Genomic DNA, 18,560 nt, shown 5'->3' on the forward strand with positions numbered 1-18,560 from the left:
TACTGAATTAAATGTTTGATATTTTTATAAAAAGGCCAGTTTTATCGCTGGTAATATCATTGATCATCACCCTATTGGGGGTGCTGGCGCTGATTGGATTGCCCGTTACGCAGTTTCCGGAGATTGTACCCCCGTCGGTTACTATTACGGCCAACTACAACGGAGCCAATGCGGAGGTATGTACAAAGGCGGTGGCAATTCCCCTCGAAAGAGCTATAAATGGGGTGCCGGGCATGACCTACATGACTTCTGTTTCTTCTAACAGCGGAATGACGCTTATTACGGTATTTTTTGACGTAGGTACCGATCCGGATCTGGCGGCGGTTAACGTCCAGAACCGCGTACAGACTATTATTGATGAGTTGCCCGAAGAGGTAATCCGGGCGGGGGTAATGGTAGAGAAAGAGGTAAACAGTATGCTGATGTACCTTGATGTTACAAGCGCTGACCCTACCGTAGGGGAGAAGTTTGTATACAACTTTACCGATATCAATGTACTGGCCGAACTCAAGCGGATTGATGGTGTGGGTTTTGCCGAAATCATGGGACACCGCGACTACTCCATGCGGGTGTGGCTCAAGCCCGACCGTATGGTAGGGTACAAGGTATCAACTGATGAAGTGATCGAAGCTATCCGGGCTCAGAACGTTGAAGCCGCTCCCGGTAAGTCGGGAATAGGTTCAGGCCGTACTTCGCCCAGCCTACAGTACGTACTACGCTATACAGGTAAAATGTTTGAGCCAAAGCAGTACGAAAACATAGTGATCCGGGCTAACCCGGACGGCTCCATGCTGAAGCTTAAAGATGTCGCGGAAATAGAGTTTGGTTCGCTGGATTATGAAATTGCTTCTACGTCGGACGGACGTCCTTCTGCATCCATCATGCTTAAGCAGCGTCCCGGCTCAAATGCCCGTGAGGTAATCGAAAACGTTAAGGCGCGGATGGCCGAGCTGAAGGAGACATCCTTCCCTCCCGGCATGACTTACACTGTATCGTACGATGTGTCACGCTTTCTGGATGCTTCTATCCATGAGGTAGTACGTACCCTGTTCGAAGCCTTTATACTGGTATTTATTATCGTGTACCTGTTCCTGCAGGACTTCCGCTCTACGCTTATACCCGCCCTGGCGGTGCCGGTGGCGCTGGTAGGTACCTTCGCCTTTATGCAAATGCTGGGCTTCTCCATCAACCTGCTTACTCTATTTGCCCTGGTACTGGCAATCGGTATTGTGGTGGATAATGCCATTGTGGTGGTGGAGGCCGTCCACGCCAAGATGGCTGCGGAAGATATGTCGGCCCGCGAAGCTACGTTTTCGGCTATGAAAGAAATTAGTAGCGCAATCGTGGCCATTACTCTGGTCATGTCAGCCGTATTCATCCCCGTAGCCTTCATGACCGGTCCGGTGGGCGTATTCTACCGGCAGTTCTCGCTCACACTGGCGATCTCCATTGTTATTTCAGGTATCAATGCGCTTACACTGACTCCGGCTCTGTGTGCTTTGCTCCTGAAAAACACGCACCACGAAGAAAAGAAAAATACATGGCTGCAGCGCTTCTTTAACGGGTTCAACCGTGGGTATGACTCCGTAGCAGGAGGTTACCAGCGCCTGCTGAGTCGTATAGTCAACCGGCGGGTAGTTACTCTGGGCTTATTGATAGCCTTTTGTGTGGCTACCTGGGGGGTTAATACCGTACTCCCCTCCGGCTTTATTCCTACGGAGGATCAGGGGATGCTTTATGTCAATGTAACTACTCCGGCGGGTGCAACGGTAGAGCGGACAGAAACCGTACTGAATGCGATTCAAAAGGCTGCCGCTTCTATCGGGGAAGTAGAGTCTGTATCAACCCTGTCGGGGTATAGCCTGATGACCGAATCCGAAGGAGCTTCGTACGGGATGGGAATGATCAACCTCAAGCCCTGGGACGATCGTGAACGATCGGTGGATGATATCATCGCCCTAATGGAGGAAAAGACAAAGTCGATCTATGATGCCAAGATCGAGTACTTCCCGCCACCGACCGTGCCGGGCTTCGGTAACTCCAGTGGCTTTGAACTACGTCTGCTTGATAAAACCAAAAGTGGTGACCTGGAGCAAACGGCGCGAGTAGCGAATGAGTTTGTTGAAGAACTACAGAAGCATCCGGCCATCAGCAATGCGTTCACAGGATTTGATGCCAGCTATCCGCAGTACCTCATCCACATGGATCAGGATGTGGCCGCACAGAAAGGGGTAACGGTGGATAATGCTATGAGTACCCTGCAGACGCTGTTTGGTAGCTACTACGCCTCCAACTTCATCCGGTTTGGACAGATGTATAAAGTAATGGTGCAGGCTGATCCGCACTTCCGCCTGGCTCCGGAGGATGTCAACAAGATGTTTGTAAAGAACGATCGGGGCGAGATGATTCCTATCTCTTCCTTTGCTCGGCTCGAGCGGGTGTATGGTCCTGAGCAGATCACCCGCTATAACATGTATACCTCCGCTATGATTAATGGCAGTCCGGCTGCCGGGTTCAGTAGTGGGGATGCCATCAAAGCTGTGGCGGAAGTGGCCAAGCAGAAGTTGCCCAAAGGCTTTACCTACGAGTGGTCAGGTATGACCCGGGAGGAGATCCTGTCGGGTGATCAGGCCATTTATATTTTCATTATCTGTCTGGTGTTTGTGTATCTGCTACTGGCGGCTCAGTACGAAAGCTTCCTGCTGCCACTACCGGTAATCCTGTCCCTGCCAACGGGTATATTCGGAGCCTTCCTGGCGCTGAAACTGCTGGGACTTGAAAATAACATCTATGCACAGGTATCGCTGGTGATGCTGATTGGTCTGTTAGGTAAAAATGCCATCCTGATTGTTGAGTTCGCCATTCTGCGGCGTGAGGAGGGACTTTCGGTGGTGCAAGCCGCCATTGAGGGCGCTACCGAGCGTCTGCGTCCAATCCTGATGACCTCTTTTGCCTTTATCGCGGGTCTGATTCCCTTGTGTATAGCATCCGGAGCGGGTGCTCTAGGTAACCGTTCTATCGGTACGGCTGCTGCCGGAGGTATGTTGATAGGTACTATATTCGGGGTTATCCTGATACCAGGGCTTTACGTCTTGTTTGCCAGTCTGACCAGCCGTCGTAAGCCCAGTACACCACAGCCCCAGGATGCCCTTTCGAGTTACTAATTTTTAAATCTACGTATGTATTCCTTAAAAACTATATATAAAGTAAGCTTGCTACTGGGGCTGCTGACGCTGGGGGGCTGTAAAACGCTAACTCCCGTCAAGATGCCCTCTACCATTCAGACTACCGAAAGTTTTACCGGCCGGACCGACACCACGAGTATCGGACAGGTACCCTGGAAAGTATTCTTCCAGGACCCTTACCTGGTATCGCTGATTGATACCGCACTTCGCAATAATCCTGATTTGAAGATAGCGGTACAGCGCATTGAAATGGCGCGGGCGGATGTTCTCCGTACTAAGGGCTTCCTGTTACCGTCGGTTCAAGTGGAAGCTTCGACAGGCGTACGCAAGTATGGTGACTACACCATGGATGGGGTCGGTAATTACGACACCAATTTTTCGGATAATATTGATCAGGATCGTCGTATTCCCAGTATCCTACCTGACTATTTTCTGGGATTAAGGAGCTCGTGGGAAATCGATATCTGGGGTAGGCTCAGAACCTTAAGGGAAGCCGCCTATGCCCGGTACTTGGCTACTGAGCAGGGACGGCAGCTGGTAGTGACGCGACTGGTAGCGGAGATATCGAGCCTTTACTACGAACTACTCACGCTGGATAGTGAACTGGGGATCATCCGGAAGAACAAGACGCTGCAGGAGAGTGCCTTAGAGACTATTCAAATTCAGAAAGAAGGGGGAAGGGCTAATGAACTGGGCGTACGGCAGTTTAGGGCTCAGCTCCTGAATACACAAAGTCTCGAAATCCAGAAACAGCAGCAGATTATTGAAGTAGAAAATATGCTGAATGCGCTGCTGGGTAGGTTCCCGCAGCAAATAGCCAGGGGCGAGTCAATTCTCCAGCAGAAGCTTCCCGAGGAGCTGACTGCGGGTATTCCGGCTACGATGCTGCGTCGTCGGCCGGATATCCGGCAGGCCGAACTGGAGCTTAGGGCCTCTAAGGCCGATTTGCTGGCAGCAAGGGCGGCTTTTCTACCCTCACTGACTGTCTCGGCGCACGCCGGGTTCAACGCTTTTAACGCCGCTTTCCTTTTCAATCCGGCATCACTGGCGTACGGCCTGTTAGGAGGTTTGACGGCACCGGTATTCAATCGTAAAGCCTTGGAAGCCGGAAGGTTGTGGGCACAAGCTAGCAGTCTGGAAGCACTCTCTGTCTATAATCAGGCTGTTGTGAGAGGGTATCAGGAGGTAGTGACCAGCATACGAGGCGTTGAAAACCTGGGAAAAATAGCGGAGCTGAAGTCACAGGAGGCACTTACCCTGCAGCAGGCAGTAGCCGTTTCCAATGATCTGTATCTGGCTGGTTATGCTACTTACCTGGAAGTGATCACCGCGCAGCGTAGTGTACTGCAGACGGAACTGGAACTGGCTGAGATACAAAAACAGCAGTTCCTGGTGATGATTGACCTGTACCGTTCACTGGGCGGAGGCTGGGAATAAGGATAAACTATACATAAGGCTCCGGTCCGGCAGATAATGCCGGGCCGGAGCCTTATTCTTTATACAGGCTATTAAGCCAGTGCCTTACTTTCAGCTACTACGCGCTCGTAGTAAGCTTCGTAGTCCGGCAGGATCTTGGTAATATCAAATTCTTTGGCACGCGCCAGGGCATTGGCTTTGAAGGTAGGCAGGTTGTCTTCGTGCAGGATATGCAGGGCATTTTGCACCATGTCATCTACATCTCCTACATTACTCATAAATCCGGTAACTCCCTGTACATTCAGTTCAGGTAGTCCGCCGGCATTGGACGTAATCAGAGGTACTTCGCAGGCCATAGCCTCCAGAGCCGCCAGACCAAAGCTTTCTGACTGCGATGGCATCAGGAACAGGTCTGCTACCGAGAGTACTTCTTCAATCGCATCCAGCTTACCCAGGAAACGGACATCTTCAAACATACCCAGTTGGCGACACAACTTCTCGATACGAGCCCGCTCGGGGCCGTCACCTACCAGCAGTAGCCTACTGGGCAAGTGCTGACGCAGCTTATGAAAAATCATCACTACGTCATCAATCCGCTTCACCTCACGGAAGTTAGAGGTGTGTACTATTAATTTTTCACCGTTCGGACATATTGCCGTCTTGAAGTGATCTTTTTCTTGTTTCTTAAAGCGTTCAAGGTCAATGAAGTTAGGAATTACCTCAATATCTTTTGTTACTTTAAAGTGGCGGTAGGTATCATTCTTCAGAAATTCAGAAACCGCGGTGACACCATCCGACTGATTGATACTGAACGTAACAACGGGTTCATAGGAGGTATCTTTGCCTACCAGAGTAATATCGGTTCCGTGTAGTGTGGTAATGACCGGGATATGTATACCCTGAGCCGCCAGGATCTGCTTCGCTAAGTAAGCCGAAGAAGCATGGGGAATAGCATAGTGTACATGCAGCAGGTCGAGGTTCATGTACTTTACTACATGTACCATTTCACTCGATAGAGCCGACTCGTAAGGGGGGTACTGAAATAATGGATAAGCAGGTATATTTACTTCATGGTAATACAGGTTTTCATTAAAGAAGTCGAGCCGTTGGGGCTGGGAGTAAGTAATAAAATGTACCTGGTGGCCTACCTTGGCGAGTGCCTTGCCTAATTCAGTGGCTACTACGCCACTACCCCCGAAAGTCGGGTAGCACACGATGCCTATTTTCATAGTTAACTTAGTTCGATGGACGGCTCTTAATTATATTCTTTTTGGGAATAACTAGCTTGTTCAATTAGTTTTGGATTAGTAACACAAAAATGGACCTGTTTTATTCCATTTTCTGAAATAAAGATTTTGTTAACAGATAAAACCTGCTGTGTAACGGCTGTTTTCTCTCTAATTTTAGCCATGCCCTAACCTTATGAACGTGTCAGCCCGTCAAAAATTAACGCTTCGTCACTACGTAGATGGCTTTCTGCGTCTGGTACGGGTACGCAATTTGTTGATTGTGGCCCTGACCCAGTACCTTACCCGTATCCTGCTGATTGGCCCCCGCGAAGACTGGTACCTGATTATTCGCGATCCCGCTATGTTTCTGATTTCACTATCTACCGTTCTGATCGCGGCGGCCGGTTATGTTATCAATGACTACTTTGATATTAAGATTGATATTGTCAACAAACCCGAGCGGGTTGTAGTGGGGCGCTATCTCAAACGGCGTGTGGCTATGGGGGCGCATCAGGTACTCAATGTACTGGGTGTACTACTGGGGTTACTGGTTAGCCGCTGGGTATTTCTGGTCAATGTACTTTCGGTAACGCTGCTATGGTTTTATTCGGCGCATTTCAAACGATTACCCTTTATAGGTAACTTTGTTGTGTCTCTTTTGACAGCTCTTTCCCTACTGGTACTTACAGTATATTATCCTGATAACCGCCATCTGGTACTGGTGTACGCTACCTTTTCTTTCTTTATCTCCCTGGTCCGTGAAATCATTAAGGATATGGAAGATGTCCGTGGCGACGAAGCGCATGGCTGCCGTACCTTACCTATTGTGTGGGGAATCCGGCAGACCAAGTACTTCCTGTACTTCCTTATCAGCCTGTTTGTCCTTACCCTGTTCCTGATGGCCGATACGCTTAATAATGTTGTATTGGGTTGGATGTTTGCCGCATTGTTACTTCCCATTGCCTGGCTGGTATATCGTTTGATGAAAGCGGATACCCGGCGTGATTTTGCCTCATTGAGTAGTCTCTGCAAACTTATCATGCTACTAGGTCTCACAACCATGCTTTGGGCCTGAGATAAACCTTTGGTCCGCCTACTAAAAATTTAGATACAACTCCTTTTTTATCTGTAAGTTTAGAGTAGTTAATCAACTATACATACGTATGAAGAGGATACTAGTACTATTGGGAATCATCTGGGTTGCGGCTACCCCTCACGCGCAGACCCAAAGCTGTTTGGGTGTGTTGGTGAAAGAAGGAAGTGGTTTTGAAATGATCAGCTATGATACTAAGGGCAAAGAGAATGGCACTCTGCTCTATAAGGTCAAAAATGTAACTACCGAAGGCGGAGCAATGGTAATGGATGTGGAGTTCGAGTCGTTGGATAAGAGAGGTACATCCCAGATGAAAAACCTGTACAAGATGCGTTGCGACGGTACCCAGCTGATGCTCGACGCTAACGCGCTGGTCTCAGAAGATCAGCTAAAGATGTTCAGGGACATGCAGATGAAGTTTACCTCAAATGATGTAGTCTATCCGGGACAACTGTCGGTTGGGCAGCAGTTGAAAGATGCCTCCCTCCACGGCGAGGGTACTTCCGGCCCTATTCCTATTACCTTTGATATGGATATAAAGAATCGCAAAGTTGAGGGGCAGCAAAAAGTAACTGTCCCGGCGGGTACTTATGATGCGTATAAGGTAACTTCTGACATGACCGTTAAGACCAAAATGGGACTAGGGATGACGGTAGAGGTACAGTCGGTAGCTTATCGGGTGCCAGGAATGCTATGGGATGTAAAGAGCGAGACCTTCCGCCGGGGAAAACTGATTGGATATACAGAACTGAAAAGAGTATTTTAAAATACTCATCAGGGGCTAAATGGAAAAACCCGTACAGGCTATTAATAGCCCGTACGGGTTTTTTAGTGAAATCGAGTAGTTTTGCATTCACTGATTAGCCATGCTGAATTAGGCCGTATACTTCTCTACTGTATTACAATGAAACGCATTGCCATTTTTGCTTCCGGCTCGGGTTCCAACGCCGAAAAAATAGCCGAATACTTCGCTCCGAATCCGGACGTTGAAATCTCGCTGATCCTTACCAACAATCCCCAAGCTGGTGTTATCCAGCGGGCCCGGAAGCTACACTTACCAGTAGTCGTATTTGATCGTAAAAGCTTTTACGAAACCAATCGCATACTACAGCTCTTACAAAACCAGCATATAGATCTGGTAGTACTGGCAGGCTTTATGATGTTGATCCCCGAGGCACTGGTAGCTGCGTTTCCCAATCGTATTATAAACATTCACCCGGCCCTGTTGCCTAAGTTTGGCGGAAAAGGCATGTATGGGGACTTTGTTCACGAAGCAGTGGTAGCGGCCAGTGAGGTAGAGTCGGGTATTACGATCCACTACGTCAACGAGCGGTACGACGAAGGGGTGATCATCTTTCAGGCCAGCTGCCCTGTGGAGCCTACCGATACCGCTGCCAATGTGGCTCATAAGATTCATGCTCTCGAACACCAGCACTATCCACGCGTGGTGGAGGAGGTCTTAAACAGCCTCTAGTGACAGAATCTCTTACTCCTCAGGCTGTAACCACACTACCTTCTGCTCCGACTGGTGAGATTGAGCTATCACATCACCATACAGCTCCGGGCGACGCGCTTTGATGTAGCGATGGCCACCAGCCTGGGTAAGCTTCTGGGGCGTAAAGAGGGCGGTAGTTACTTCATCGCCCAGCGAGCGGCATTCGGCCAAAATATCTCCAAAAGGGTCAATGATCATAGAAGAGCCGTTTTTGAGCTGGTCGTCGTCCATACCGATTGGATTGGAAAATACAGCATAAATGGCATTGTCGTAAGCCCGGGCAGGGAGCCACTTCATCAGCCAGCCGCGTCCTTTCATGCTGTCAAACTCCAGCCTGAGGGAGGTCGGATCTTCTAAGCGGTTTTCCCACAGCTTCGGATCAACAAAGCCGGCTCCGGGACGGGTGGAAGGGGTACACATAGTAACGTGAGGCATGAATATGATCTGTGCGCCCAGCAGGGTAGTAGCCCGTACGTTTTCGATCACATTGTTGTCGTAGCAGATCAGAATGCCGCACTTCCAGCCCAGGAGGTCAAATACCACGAACTGATTCCCTGGCGTCAGGTGGGGGTTGATGAATGGATGCAGCTTGCGGTACTTCGCCACCAAACCATTTTTATCTACGCAAACATGGGCCTTAAACAGGTTACCATCCTGATCTTTCTCAAAGAGACCGGCCAGTATGGCCATATCATTTTCGCGGGCAATGGCCGTTAGCTTTTCGATGCTTTCTCCTTCTGGTATATACTCGGCCAGGTCGAGCATCTGCTCACGCGAGAGGTGCCGGGCAAAGGTATAGCCGGTGATGGAGCACTCATGAAACGCAACTACCTGCGCCCCCTGCTGCCTGGCCTGGGCCGTTAGGTTCGCAATAACTGATAAGTTATAGGCCTTATCGCCACTCTTATTTTCAAACTGGGCAGTAGCAATTCTGATGTTTTCCATGTCTAATTAAAAATAGGTTACCTCGAATTTAAAGTACTGGAGTAGCCATTCCTACCATTTAAAAACCATTCTTGTAGCCGGGATGAAACTCGTACTGGTATTTTTCGTTATATTAATGAAGTGTTACGACCTTTGTGTGGTTGAATTTATTCTCTGAAAGAAAGAATCCTGGTACCTCATGAAACTGCTATTTAACGTTATCCTCATATTCATGCTGCTGACAGCCTTTGTTCCACCATTCCGTCGGTTCCTGTTCCACTTGCTGGTGGGAAGACAGCTGGTCAAGGAGCAAAAAAAAGCCGACCAGGCGCGGCAGCGAACTGGTCGGAATAATATCAATGTAGATCATGTACCTCCGGGTGCTAACCAATCTCGTTATCAGGGGGGTGAATACGTAGACTACGAAGATGTGAAGGATTAACTAGACATCTTTCTTAACTGTTTTTATCTTCAGGTTAGCCAGTGCGGTACTGTCGGCTGGTAGGCTGTTGCTGCCGGTAATGATCTTATACATTTCGTCTGCAATGATTTGGTGAGCGAAGGGGTTGGGGTGTCCATCAGCCATGACCGAATCCTTTCCGTTGGGTTTGTACCAGTGGCCGTACAGCCGGCCGTAGCGGTCGCCATCCTGTATGTTAAACTTCTTGATCAAAGCAGTATCCGCATGAATAACGGGTATTTTGCGATCGTAGACAAGGGCAGGAGGTAACTTGGTTTCGTAGCTCCAGCCGGTACCGGTAGTCCATACGTACATCTTGGCACCGTACTTATCGCACAGGTCTGCTATTCGTCCGTATCCGTATTGCTCTACTTTCTCCGCATCTTTCAAAGGTTTTGGTGTGATACCCACCATCATTTTCAGACCGGTAACTCCTGACATTACATCCTGATAGATCAGTACAGGCGCTACCCGGGCATAAAACTTAGTAAAGTCCCAGCCATTGCGTGGTGTGTGTTTGAAGTCTGCCAGCGGAATCCGGAGCCCCTTGGGAGAGAACACAGGGGACTGCACGCCCTCCTCACTGAAATACGGAATTGGGAAGGTTCCCCCCAGGAAGCTTTGGTAGGCATTCATGGAGCGGTGAGCCAGCCAGGTAGTGTATTGAGTCACTACGTAGTCAGGCTTGAGTTTTGGGATCAGTTCCTCTGCTTTCAATACCATCTGCGACAGTCCGTAACCACTGGTAGCGGCATTGACATAATCTCCACCTAGTTTCTGGCTCAGGTAGTAGGCAAAGGTACTATCAGCAAATACGGCATCCCCGTAGCTCACAGAGCATCCCAGGTACAGCACCAGCGGCCTTCTGCCTGTGTGCTTGTAACCCTGCGGAATCCGGTTACCATTTTCATCGTGGTAGATAATAATATCTCGAAACCCTAACTGACGATAACCCGTAGAGTGGGGGAGATGCTTATAGCCTAGCAGGTCGTCGTTAACATAAACTTTTCCGACCTTTTCACCCCGTTCTTTAGCCAGATTATACATGGGGAGCATTTGCATGCGCAAACTCCAGGCATACAGAACCGTCGGAATTAATAGAATAACGGCTATACGGAAGGCTACCGATTGGCGGAAGGGCTTCTTCCAGTAACTATACGTAATACCCAGTATCCAGAATAGGATCAGGGACAGCTTGAGGTAGGTCATGATATTACCAAAACTACCTATGAGCCATTGGCTCAGGCCGGTAATGACCTTCAGAATAGCTCCCTGGCCAAATTGAAGGATGACAAGAATAAGGAATACGTAAACAGTAAATTTAATATTCTGCTTCATAGGCAACAGTGTAGATGTGCGATGGCTGGTTATTCATAACCTTCTTCTAAGCAAGCAAAAATATAAAACTACTCCAAAGAAGTAGGATTAAATTTTAGTAACACTTTACTAATGCCAGTTTAATAGAATGGTCGCTAAGGTGGTTCTGGTTGATGTTGATTAACTTTCTACTGTGGGATAATGTTTGAGTTAGATAACTACTGAAAGTCTGCTTCGGTAGTAACAAAAAGTGACTTCATTGCTATTTAGAGCGGGATTTTCAGAAATGGGCTTTCTTATGAGTAGTAGTAGCCATTAGCAAGTGGTTATTATACAGGTGGTTTGTTGGCGAGACTTTAGGTAAGCCTATCGATTTGAGTAAGTACGGAAACAGATGGAGAAATAGTAAGCTTTTATTTTAGCCTTATATAAAAAAACGGGCAGTGCAAACGCACTGCCCGTCGTAAATCTGGTAAGTAATATAGATAAAGCTATATACTATTACCGGCTCATGTACATATTGCGTTCACCGTATATACGGAGGAAGAAGTCGTCCTGAAGATTTTCGATGAAGTAGATACCTTCACCGGTTGATTTCATTTCGGGCCCTAGTTCCTTGTTTACATTCGGGAACTTGTTAAATGAGAATACTGGAATCTTGATAGCCCAGCCATTCTTATGCGGGTTGAAGTTAAAGTCCTTGACCTTCTTCTCTCCCAGCATGAGCTTGGTAGCGTAGTTAACGTAAGGCTCCTGGTAAGCTTTGCAGATAAAAGGCACGGTGCGTGACGCGCGAGGATTGGCCTCAATCACATATACTACACCGTTCTTCACCGCAAACTGGACATTGATTAGTCCTTTTACCTCCATGGCCAGAGCGATCTTACGGGTATGCTCCTCAATCTGGCGGATTTCATCCTCAGACAAATCAAAAGGAGGCAGCGTCGCGTGCGAGTCACCGGAGTGAATACCAGCTGGCTCGATGTGCTCCATCACTCCGATGATGTAGGCGTCTTCACCGTCGCAGATGGCATCTGCTTCGGCTTCGATGGCACCTTCCAGGAAGTGGTCGAGCAGGATGTTATTATCAGGAATATCGTGCAGGATCTTTACGACATGCTGTTCGAGTTCCTTTTCGTTGATTACGATCTTCATGCTCTGACCTCCCAGTACGTAGCTGGGGCGTACCAGCAATGGGAAGCCCAACCCACGGGATAGCTCAACAGCCGCGTCCGAAGTACGAACTGTTCCGAATTTTGGATAAGGAATTTCCAGCTCGCGCAGGAGCGCCGAGAAACGACCGCGATCTTCGGCCCAGTCGAGTGAGTGATAGCTGGTACCGATAATCTTGATACCAAGCTTATCCAGTTTTTCGGCCATTTTCAGAGCTGTCTGTCCACCGAGCTGTACGATTACTCCCTCCGGTTTTTCGTGCTGAATGATGTCATATACATGCTCCCAGAACACCGGCTCGAAGTACAGCTTATCAGAGATATCAGGATCAGTCGAAACGGTTTCGGGGTTACAGTTGATCATGATGGTCTCGTAGCCACACTCTTTGGCGGCGAGTACACCATGCACACAGGAGTAGTCAAATTCAATACCCTGTCCGATGCGGTTAGGTCCTGAGCCCAGTACTACTACCTTCTTGCGGTCACTCACGATGGATTCGTTATCCGGTTGATCCATCGAGGTGTTAAAGGTAGAGTAGTAGTAAGGAGTCTTGGCTTCGAATTCGGCCGCACAGGTATCTACGCACTTATATACACGCTTGATACCCATATCCAACCGGCGGCTCATGACTTTGCTTTCCTTGGTGCCCAGCAGGTGCGCAATCTGACGGTCGGCGTAGCCCTTCTGCTTAGCGGCCAGCATCAGATCGTAAGGCAGATCCGACAGGTCATACTCTTCTATCTCACGTTCCAGTTCGATGAGCTCTTCGATCTGGCGAAGGAACCATGCATCGATCTTGGTAAGATTTTGTATTGTCTTGAACGAAAGTCCAATCTTAAAGGCATCGTAGATATGGAACAGGCGGTCCCAACTCGGATGAGCCAGACTCTTCTTGATGGTTTCCTGATCCTGAAGTTCGCGGCCATCGGCTCCCAATCCATTGCGGCGGATTTCGAGCGACTGACATGCTTTCTGTAAAGCCTCCTGGAAGTTACGACCGATACCCATGGCCTCGCCTACCGACTTCATCTGCAGGCCAAGCGAGCGATCCGCTCCCGGAAACTTGTCGAAGTTCCAGCGGGGTACCTTCACGATTACGTAGTCAATGGTAGGCTCGAAGAAAGCCGAAGTACTGCCCGTAATCGGGTTGATCAGCTCGTCGAGGTTATAACCGATAGCCATTTTGGCGGCAATCTTAGCGATAGGGTATCCGGTAGCTTTGGAGGCCAGCGCCGACGAACGGGACACACGTGGATTGATCTCAATCACAATGATATCATCCGTTTCGGGGTTTACCGAGAACTGGATATTACAGCCTCCTGCAAACTGCCCGATGCCATCCATACACTTGATGGCCAGGTCACGCATTTTCTGGTACAGGGTATCGGGGAGGGTCATGGCCGGAGCTACCGTGATGCTGTCGCCGGTATGTACCCCCATGGGGTCGAAGTTTTCGATGGAACAGATAATGATGAAGTTACCGTTGCCGTCGCGCAGAAGCTCCAGCTCATACTCCTTCCAGCCCATTACGCTTTGCTCTACGAGTACTTCGTGTACCGGCGAAGCGTGCAGACCGTTGGTAAGCGCTTTATCAAAATCCTCGGGCCTATCTACAAAACCACCTCCGGTACCACCCAGTGTATATGAGGGACGGATTACCAGCGGAAAGCCAATTTCCTGAGCAATTTCTTTTCCTTCGAGGAAAGAGCGAGCCGTACGTCCTTTACATACGTTCGCTTCAAGTTCCAGCATTTTCAGACGGAATTTCTCCCGGTCCTCGGTAGTTTCAATGGCTTTTATATCTACACCAATGATTTCGACGCCGTACTTTTTCCAGATACCGGCCTTATCGCAATCAATAGCTAAATTTAACGCCGTCTGGCCTCCCATGGTTGGCAAAACGGCGTCGATCTTATGTTTTTCAAGAATCTCAATAATGTACTTTTTCTCTAACGGACGAAGATACACATGGTCGGCGTTCATCGGATCCGTCATGATCGTGGCCGGGTTAGAGTTTATTAGGATTACTTCAATCCCCTCCTCCCGCAGCGACCTGGCTGCCTGAGAGCCGGCGTAGTCAAATTCACAGGCCTGACCAATAACAATAGGACCTGAACCAATGATAAGGATGGAATTGATGTTTGGATTTTTGGGCACAGTAGTACAGTTTTTTAAATTGTGAACTATTTATTAACCAACTTCTGGAAGAGAGTACCTAATACTCAATAGGGTACGTCCAAAAATTGCACAAAGGTAGGGTGCCTTTTTGGGAAGACCTATCCTTCAATGAAAAAAGTTTGGATAATATTCTTTCAGACTATAAATAGTTAAATACTGGCTGTATATAGTTATAAGCGCTTATGTACTAGCGGAGGGGTAGTATACTGGGAGCAGCTATATCAAAGTCGCGCAACTGCAAGGTAGATATACCTCCTCCTTCAAATCTCCAGGGGGTATGAACGTCCGGAATGTTAGGATAAAACCCTACCCGGACCTGAAACGTATTGAAAGTCAGATTCTCGTTTCGGAACCTGAACCCGAGGCCATAGCCTTGGTATACCGGACTCTTCCACAGGCTTCCGTTACTAGTCACTAGCCCCAGGTCACTAAACAGGAAGTAGGCGATCCGGAAACCCAGAATACTGCGGGTGGAAAACAGGACAGACTCAAACCCGGCGGTGAGTCGCTTGGTACCAATCAGGTACACGCTTGATACACCTCTTATGCCTTCGTTCCGGCTGATGTTGAGGTACTCGAGCGGGTCACGGTTGATCCCATAGGTGTAACGAATATTGACAAACTGCCGGAAATAACTCTTACCCATGGGAGCCAGGCCGCTGAAGTAGTTGAGTTGCCCCCCAAGTACTCCCTGCTGCGCTTTACCCGCCTGGAAGTAGCTACCGATATTAGCCATGCCATGTAGGTAACCAAGTCCTCGTGGCAGGTAGTTGGCAGTAGCGTACTGAACCCCGCCGTAGCCCCGCTGCCCGAATTCGGTACTTTCGCGCCCAACCGTCAGAGCAAACAAACTACCCAAAGGTACGTCCTCAGTACGACCAAAGCCGTAGATGAGTACATCACGTCGGTAGTTGCGGTTGGAGTACCCCACACTGGCCAGCGTCGCGTGCCGTTTCCAGTAGATCTTGTTGGTATCAGCCCGGACATCCGGGCGCTGGATGTAATTATAATTATTGGTGCGAAGCGCAACGATAAAACGAGTGTTTTCCTGGTCTGAGATAGCCGGTAGCTTGAAAGAGCGACCGATCCATACGTCAAAATAGTTATAAGCTACGGGATAGCTAATTATGGAATTTCGGTCTTCCAGAGGTCGCTTATACTCCTGAATCCGGGCGTGTCCCAGCTCAAATGAACCCGCATACTTGGTCTGCACGGTCAGGAACGGGCGTGACAGCCGTATCGACTGCTGCTTTAGGTCCCGCTCCCAGATAAAACTCGCCTGACCCGTGATAAATGTCTTGCCAATGTAGGGGATGGTGTAAATACTCCTGAACTGAAGCCGCTGGAGCGTATCCTGCGCGTTCCACCGAATGGCGTTGTAGTGCGAGTGCGCATACCCACCTACGTTGATATTGTCTACCCCCAGATTGAAATGATCAAATCCGGCAAAGCCTCCGGAGACATTGAGTGACCACACATCCTGAACCAGTACTACTACGTCAGCCAGCCAGGTTGACTCGGCCCGCCGCGTAACCAGGATACGCGCATCCAGTATAGTAGGGTTAGACCGGAGCAGACGTTCATTGTCCTTTAGCTGCTGGGCATTGATCAAGTCTCCCTCATTGAAGAGTAAAAAAGAGTTTCTGATAATTCGATCACGGGTATTGGTGTGCAGGTGTTGACTGATAAACCGCTCCAGACGATTGCCCTGACGGGTAGTATCGTATACCGACTCTCCGAATATATCGAGCTGGCGGATACTGATGCTGCCTATGATCAGTCCTTCAAAGGGAATGAATGGATTCGTTTCGATAGCACTTACTTCACCAACCCGGCCCCGGTTGTACACATCTCTGAATAGCAGGCGGTACAGGTGGCGGGAAAGCTTCGTTTTGCCCATACTTTCCTTGAGCCGGGTATACCTGATGCTATCCCTTTCGTTTCTGGCGGAAGAAAGGCTATCAAGATTCTGGCTTTGGGTGGTAAAGGCAGTCAGGATAAAGACTATAAGTACTATATAGCGAAACATGAATTTCGTAAAAAAGACTGCTCTTGATCAAATTCAAAAGGGTGCCCAACAGTCGGTGGCATCTGATTCATTCATAACTACTTATCTGTACTATCTAACGAACAAAAACACCAGAGTAAGGCAGACTGGCTAAAAAAGAGGTGGGCCGGCAGCTACCTGAAAAACTAAATGTAAGCAAGTTTGTTGGCAGAGGGAGCAGCCGGAGCCACAGGTGTCGCTCGCTTTCGGGCTAGTTGTAATGGACTTTACGATAGATTAGCAGTAGCATTCGGGGAATACGAAGAGGATAAAAAAGAAAGGAGGATCTGTTGTAAGATCCTCCTTTCTTTTTAGCGGCTTTGCCGGGCCTTCATCAGAGACTTAAAGGCTTCGGCTCCCTCACTTGGGGGGGAAGCCCTGCGGGTGAAGTTCTTTCCGTTGGGTTTCAGTATTCCGAAAGATGGTACTACTAGTGGATTCAGTTTAAAGAGGAGCTGCATGGCCTGGGTATCATCCAGGTACATATGTACTCCTTTGAGCTGGTGACGCAGGATGTACTGCCGCCATAGCTCTTTGGAAGGAGGCATCTCTTCGTTGGGCAAATGAATATAAATAACCTCTACATCATCGGGTAGCTGTGCCCGAAGCGCCGGGACAAAGGCTACTTCTCTCCGGCTGGCTTCATCACGCAGGTTCCACTTTACGAGGTACAGCGCTTTATTTTTGTACAGCTCATCTATGCGCCTGAACCACTCCCGGCCGTTGTTTTCTGACTGAGCTATCCAGATACCGGGAAGTACCTCCGTCGGGTCCTGACCCAGGTCGGTGCGTTTCTCCGCCAGTCGTACCAGGGTACTGTCTTTTACTTCCAGCCGGTACACTTCATCCAGCGACTGCCGTATACGTGGTATTTCTAGCTGCTTCCGTACATAGTTGTACATGATCTTTTGCTGGTCCAGATTGTACAGGTGAAAGTTATCGACCAGGTAGCGGGCCATCAGGAACTCCGCGCCCGTGGCGTTATAGAGTTCGCTGTAGGAGCGCTTCATCTTTTCGTATTGGGTGATGATATCCAGCGTACGCCGGTTGCGGCTATACAGACTGCTCAGGAAGTCAACCCCATCCCGGTTAATCCTTGAATCGCTAATGACCCGATCGAGCTGAGCACGTTCGCTCTGTGACAGCGGGCTTACATAGTCTTTGATCAGCTGGGCCAGCAGTTCCACCGGTAGCGAGCGGTTCCAGTTGGGGTTGATGAAGGCCGCTTCGGTAATCTGGCGGGTGGCGTAGTTCGAAAATGTCTGGCCCCAGGTAATGCGCTGTAAAGTAAGCGGTGGTGCCGCTAGACGACTGAGGCTATCCAGCAGGTCCCGTTCTACCTGCACGCCATTGGCCATAGCATGCTCATAAAGCGTAGTAAGCTGCTCTTCGTCGGTAATGGCACGAGCCCAGCGCTGCAGAGCAGGAGCGACATCGCCCTGACCGGCAGCGGCTTTGAGGGCCGAGAGTCGTAGGTCGGCCCGGTTTTGTACCGCGCGCCGGACCGGTAAGGTACCCTGCTCCCACAAGTTGTCATAGAAGTTGGCTCCCAGCCGTTTGTTTTCTTTCATCAGCCGGGCTTCCTCCATAGCATAGCGGGCGTACTGGTTATTAGCATCGGCATTGACGCCCGCGAAGTAGAACAGCTTCTTCGCCTTGAACATCGAATCGGCATCAAACGTAACCTCGATCTGACCCGGTGAGGCAAGGAAGGTAGTAAATACTTTTCCACCGTAGTCGAGGTATACTTCTTCCTGGGGGAATATGAGCGGCAGGGCTACCCGGAAGCTACCATCGGCCTGTAAGGGAGCTTGTCGGGCCAGCTCCGACTGGGGCTGGAGCAGATTGTTACGGGTAAAAGTAATAGCAGGAGCCTGGCGGAAAAGGGGAGCCGTCAGGTTCAGGATGCGCCCCTGGATAATGACGGAATCAGGACGCTGTGCCTGGCTGGGGGTGTATACAAGTAAGTAGAGTACTAGTAGGGTAATAGGTCGAATCATGGCGGTCAGAATGGGTGTACGTACTATAAACAAATGGCAGACC

The 18,560-nt window shown here is 49.3% G+C and carries 12 protein-coding genes; 6 read left to right on the plus strand and 6 right to left on the minus strand.

What is annotated here, in order from left to right; all coding sequences use genetic code 11:
• The first annotated feature begins 11 nt into the window (after positions 1-11).
• On the plus strand, positions 12-3,164 hold the full coding sequence (locus JUB14_RS06470; protein ID WP_207505053.1) for an efflux RND transporter permease subunit: 3,153 nt from the start codon (positions 12-14) through the stop codon (positions 3,162-3,164).
• A 15-nt stretch (positions 3,165-3,179) separates the two neighbouring features.
• Positions 3,180-4,622, plus strand: a complete 1,443-nt coding sequence (locus JUB14_RS06475) for an efflux transporter outer membrane subunit (protein WP_207505054.1) — start codon at positions 3,180-3,182, stop codon at positions 4,620-4,622.
• A 71-nt stretch (positions 4,623-4,693) separates the two neighbouring features.
• Here the strand turns inward: JUB14_RS06475 and bshA are convergent, their stop codons facing one another.
• The gene (gene bshA / locus JUB14_RS06480) at positions 4,694-5,830 is read right to left on the minus strand and encodes an N-acetyl-alpha-D-glucosaminyl L-malate synthase BshA (protein WP_207505055.1); all 1,137 of its coding nucleotides are present in this window, start codon (positions 5,828-5,830) and stop codon (positions 4,694-4,696) included.
• A gap of 193 nt (positions 5,831-6,023) precedes the next feature.
• On the opposite strand from bshA, the gene JUB14_RS06485 reads away from it, so the two are divergent.
• From JUB14_RS06485 to purN, 3 genes are all read left to right on the plus strand, one after another.
• Entirely contained in the window at positions 6,024-6,905 is an 882-nt protein-coding gene (locus JUB14_RS06485; protein WP_207505056.1) for a geranylgeranylglycerol-phosphate geranylgeranyltransferase, read from the plus strand.
• A gap of 88 nt (positions 6,906-6,993) precedes the next feature.
• Positions 6,994-7,689, plus strand: a complete 696-nt coding sequence (locus JUB14_RS06490; protein WP_207505057.1) for a TapB family protein — start codon at positions 6,994-6,996, stop codon at positions 7,687-7,689.
• A gap of 138 nt (positions 7,690-7,827) precedes the next feature.
• The gene (purN, locus tag JUB14_RS06495; RefSeq protein ID WP_207505058.1) at positions 7,828-8,397 is read left to right on the plus strand and encodes a phosphoribosylglycinamide formyltransferase; all 570 of its coding nucleotides are present in this window, start codon (positions 7,828-7,830) and stop codon (positions 8,395-8,397) included.
• A gap of 12 nt (positions 8,398-8,409) precedes the next feature.
• Here the strand turns inward: purN and JUB14_RS06500 are convergent, their stop codons facing one another.
• Positions 8,410-9,363 carry a nitrilase family protein gene (locus JUB14_RS06500; RefSeq protein ID WP_207505059.1) on the minus strand — a complete coding sequence of 318 codons (954 nt, stop codon included), beginning with the start codon at positions 9,361-9,363 and terminating at the stop codon, positions 8,410-8,412.
• Between the two features lie 178 nt (positions 9,364-9,541).
• On the opposite strand from JUB14_RS06500, the gene JUB14_RS06505 reads away from it, so the two are divergent.
• Complete coding sequence (locus JUB14_RS06505; RefSeq protein ID WP_207505060.1) at positions 9,542-9,784, plus strand: DUF4834 domain-containing protein; 243 nt, start codon at positions 9,542-9,544, stop codon at positions 9,782-9,784.
• Here the strand turns inward: JUB14_RS06505 and JUB14_RS06510 are convergent, their stop codons facing one another.
• The 4 genes from JUB14_RS06510 to JUB14_RS06525 all read right to left on the minus strand — a co-directional run bounded on the left by JUB14_RS06510 (position 9,785) and on the right by JUB14_RS06525 (position 18,517).
• Positions 9,785-11,140, minus strand: coding sequence for an SGNH/GDSL hydrolase family protein (locus JUB14_RS06510; RefSeq protein ID WP_207505061.1), 1,356 nt, complete (start codon positions 11,138-11,140; stop codon positions 9,785-9,787).
• A 480-nt stretch (positions 11,141-11,620) separates the two neighbouring features.
• The gene (carB, locus tag JUB14_RS06515) at positions 11,621-14,449 is read right to left on the minus strand and encodes a carbamoyl-phosphate synthase large subunit (protein WP_207505062.1); all 2,829 of its coding nucleotides are present in this window, start codon (positions 14,447-14,449) and stop codon (positions 11,621-11,623) included.
• A gap of 208 nt (positions 14,450-14,657) precedes the next feature.
• Entirely contained in the window at positions 14,658-16,499 is a 1,842-nt protein-coding gene (locus JUB14_RS06520; RefSeq protein WP_207505063.1) for a BamA/TamA family outer membrane protein, read from the minus strand.
• A gap of 329 nt (positions 16,500-16,828) precedes the next feature.
• Positions 16,829-18,517 (minus strand): hypothetical protein, encoded by a 1,689-nt coding sequence (locus tag JUB14_RS06525; RefSeq protein WP_207505064.1) that lies wholly within the window; start codon positions 18,515-18,517, stop codon positions 16,829-16,831.
• Positions 18,518-18,560: the final 43 nt, after the last annotated feature.

Source organism: Telluribacter humicola (assembly GCF_017355935.1).
Classification (GTDB): domain Bacteria; phylum Bacteroidota; class Bacteroidia; order Cytophagales; family Spirosomataceae; genus Telluribacter; species Telluribacter humicola.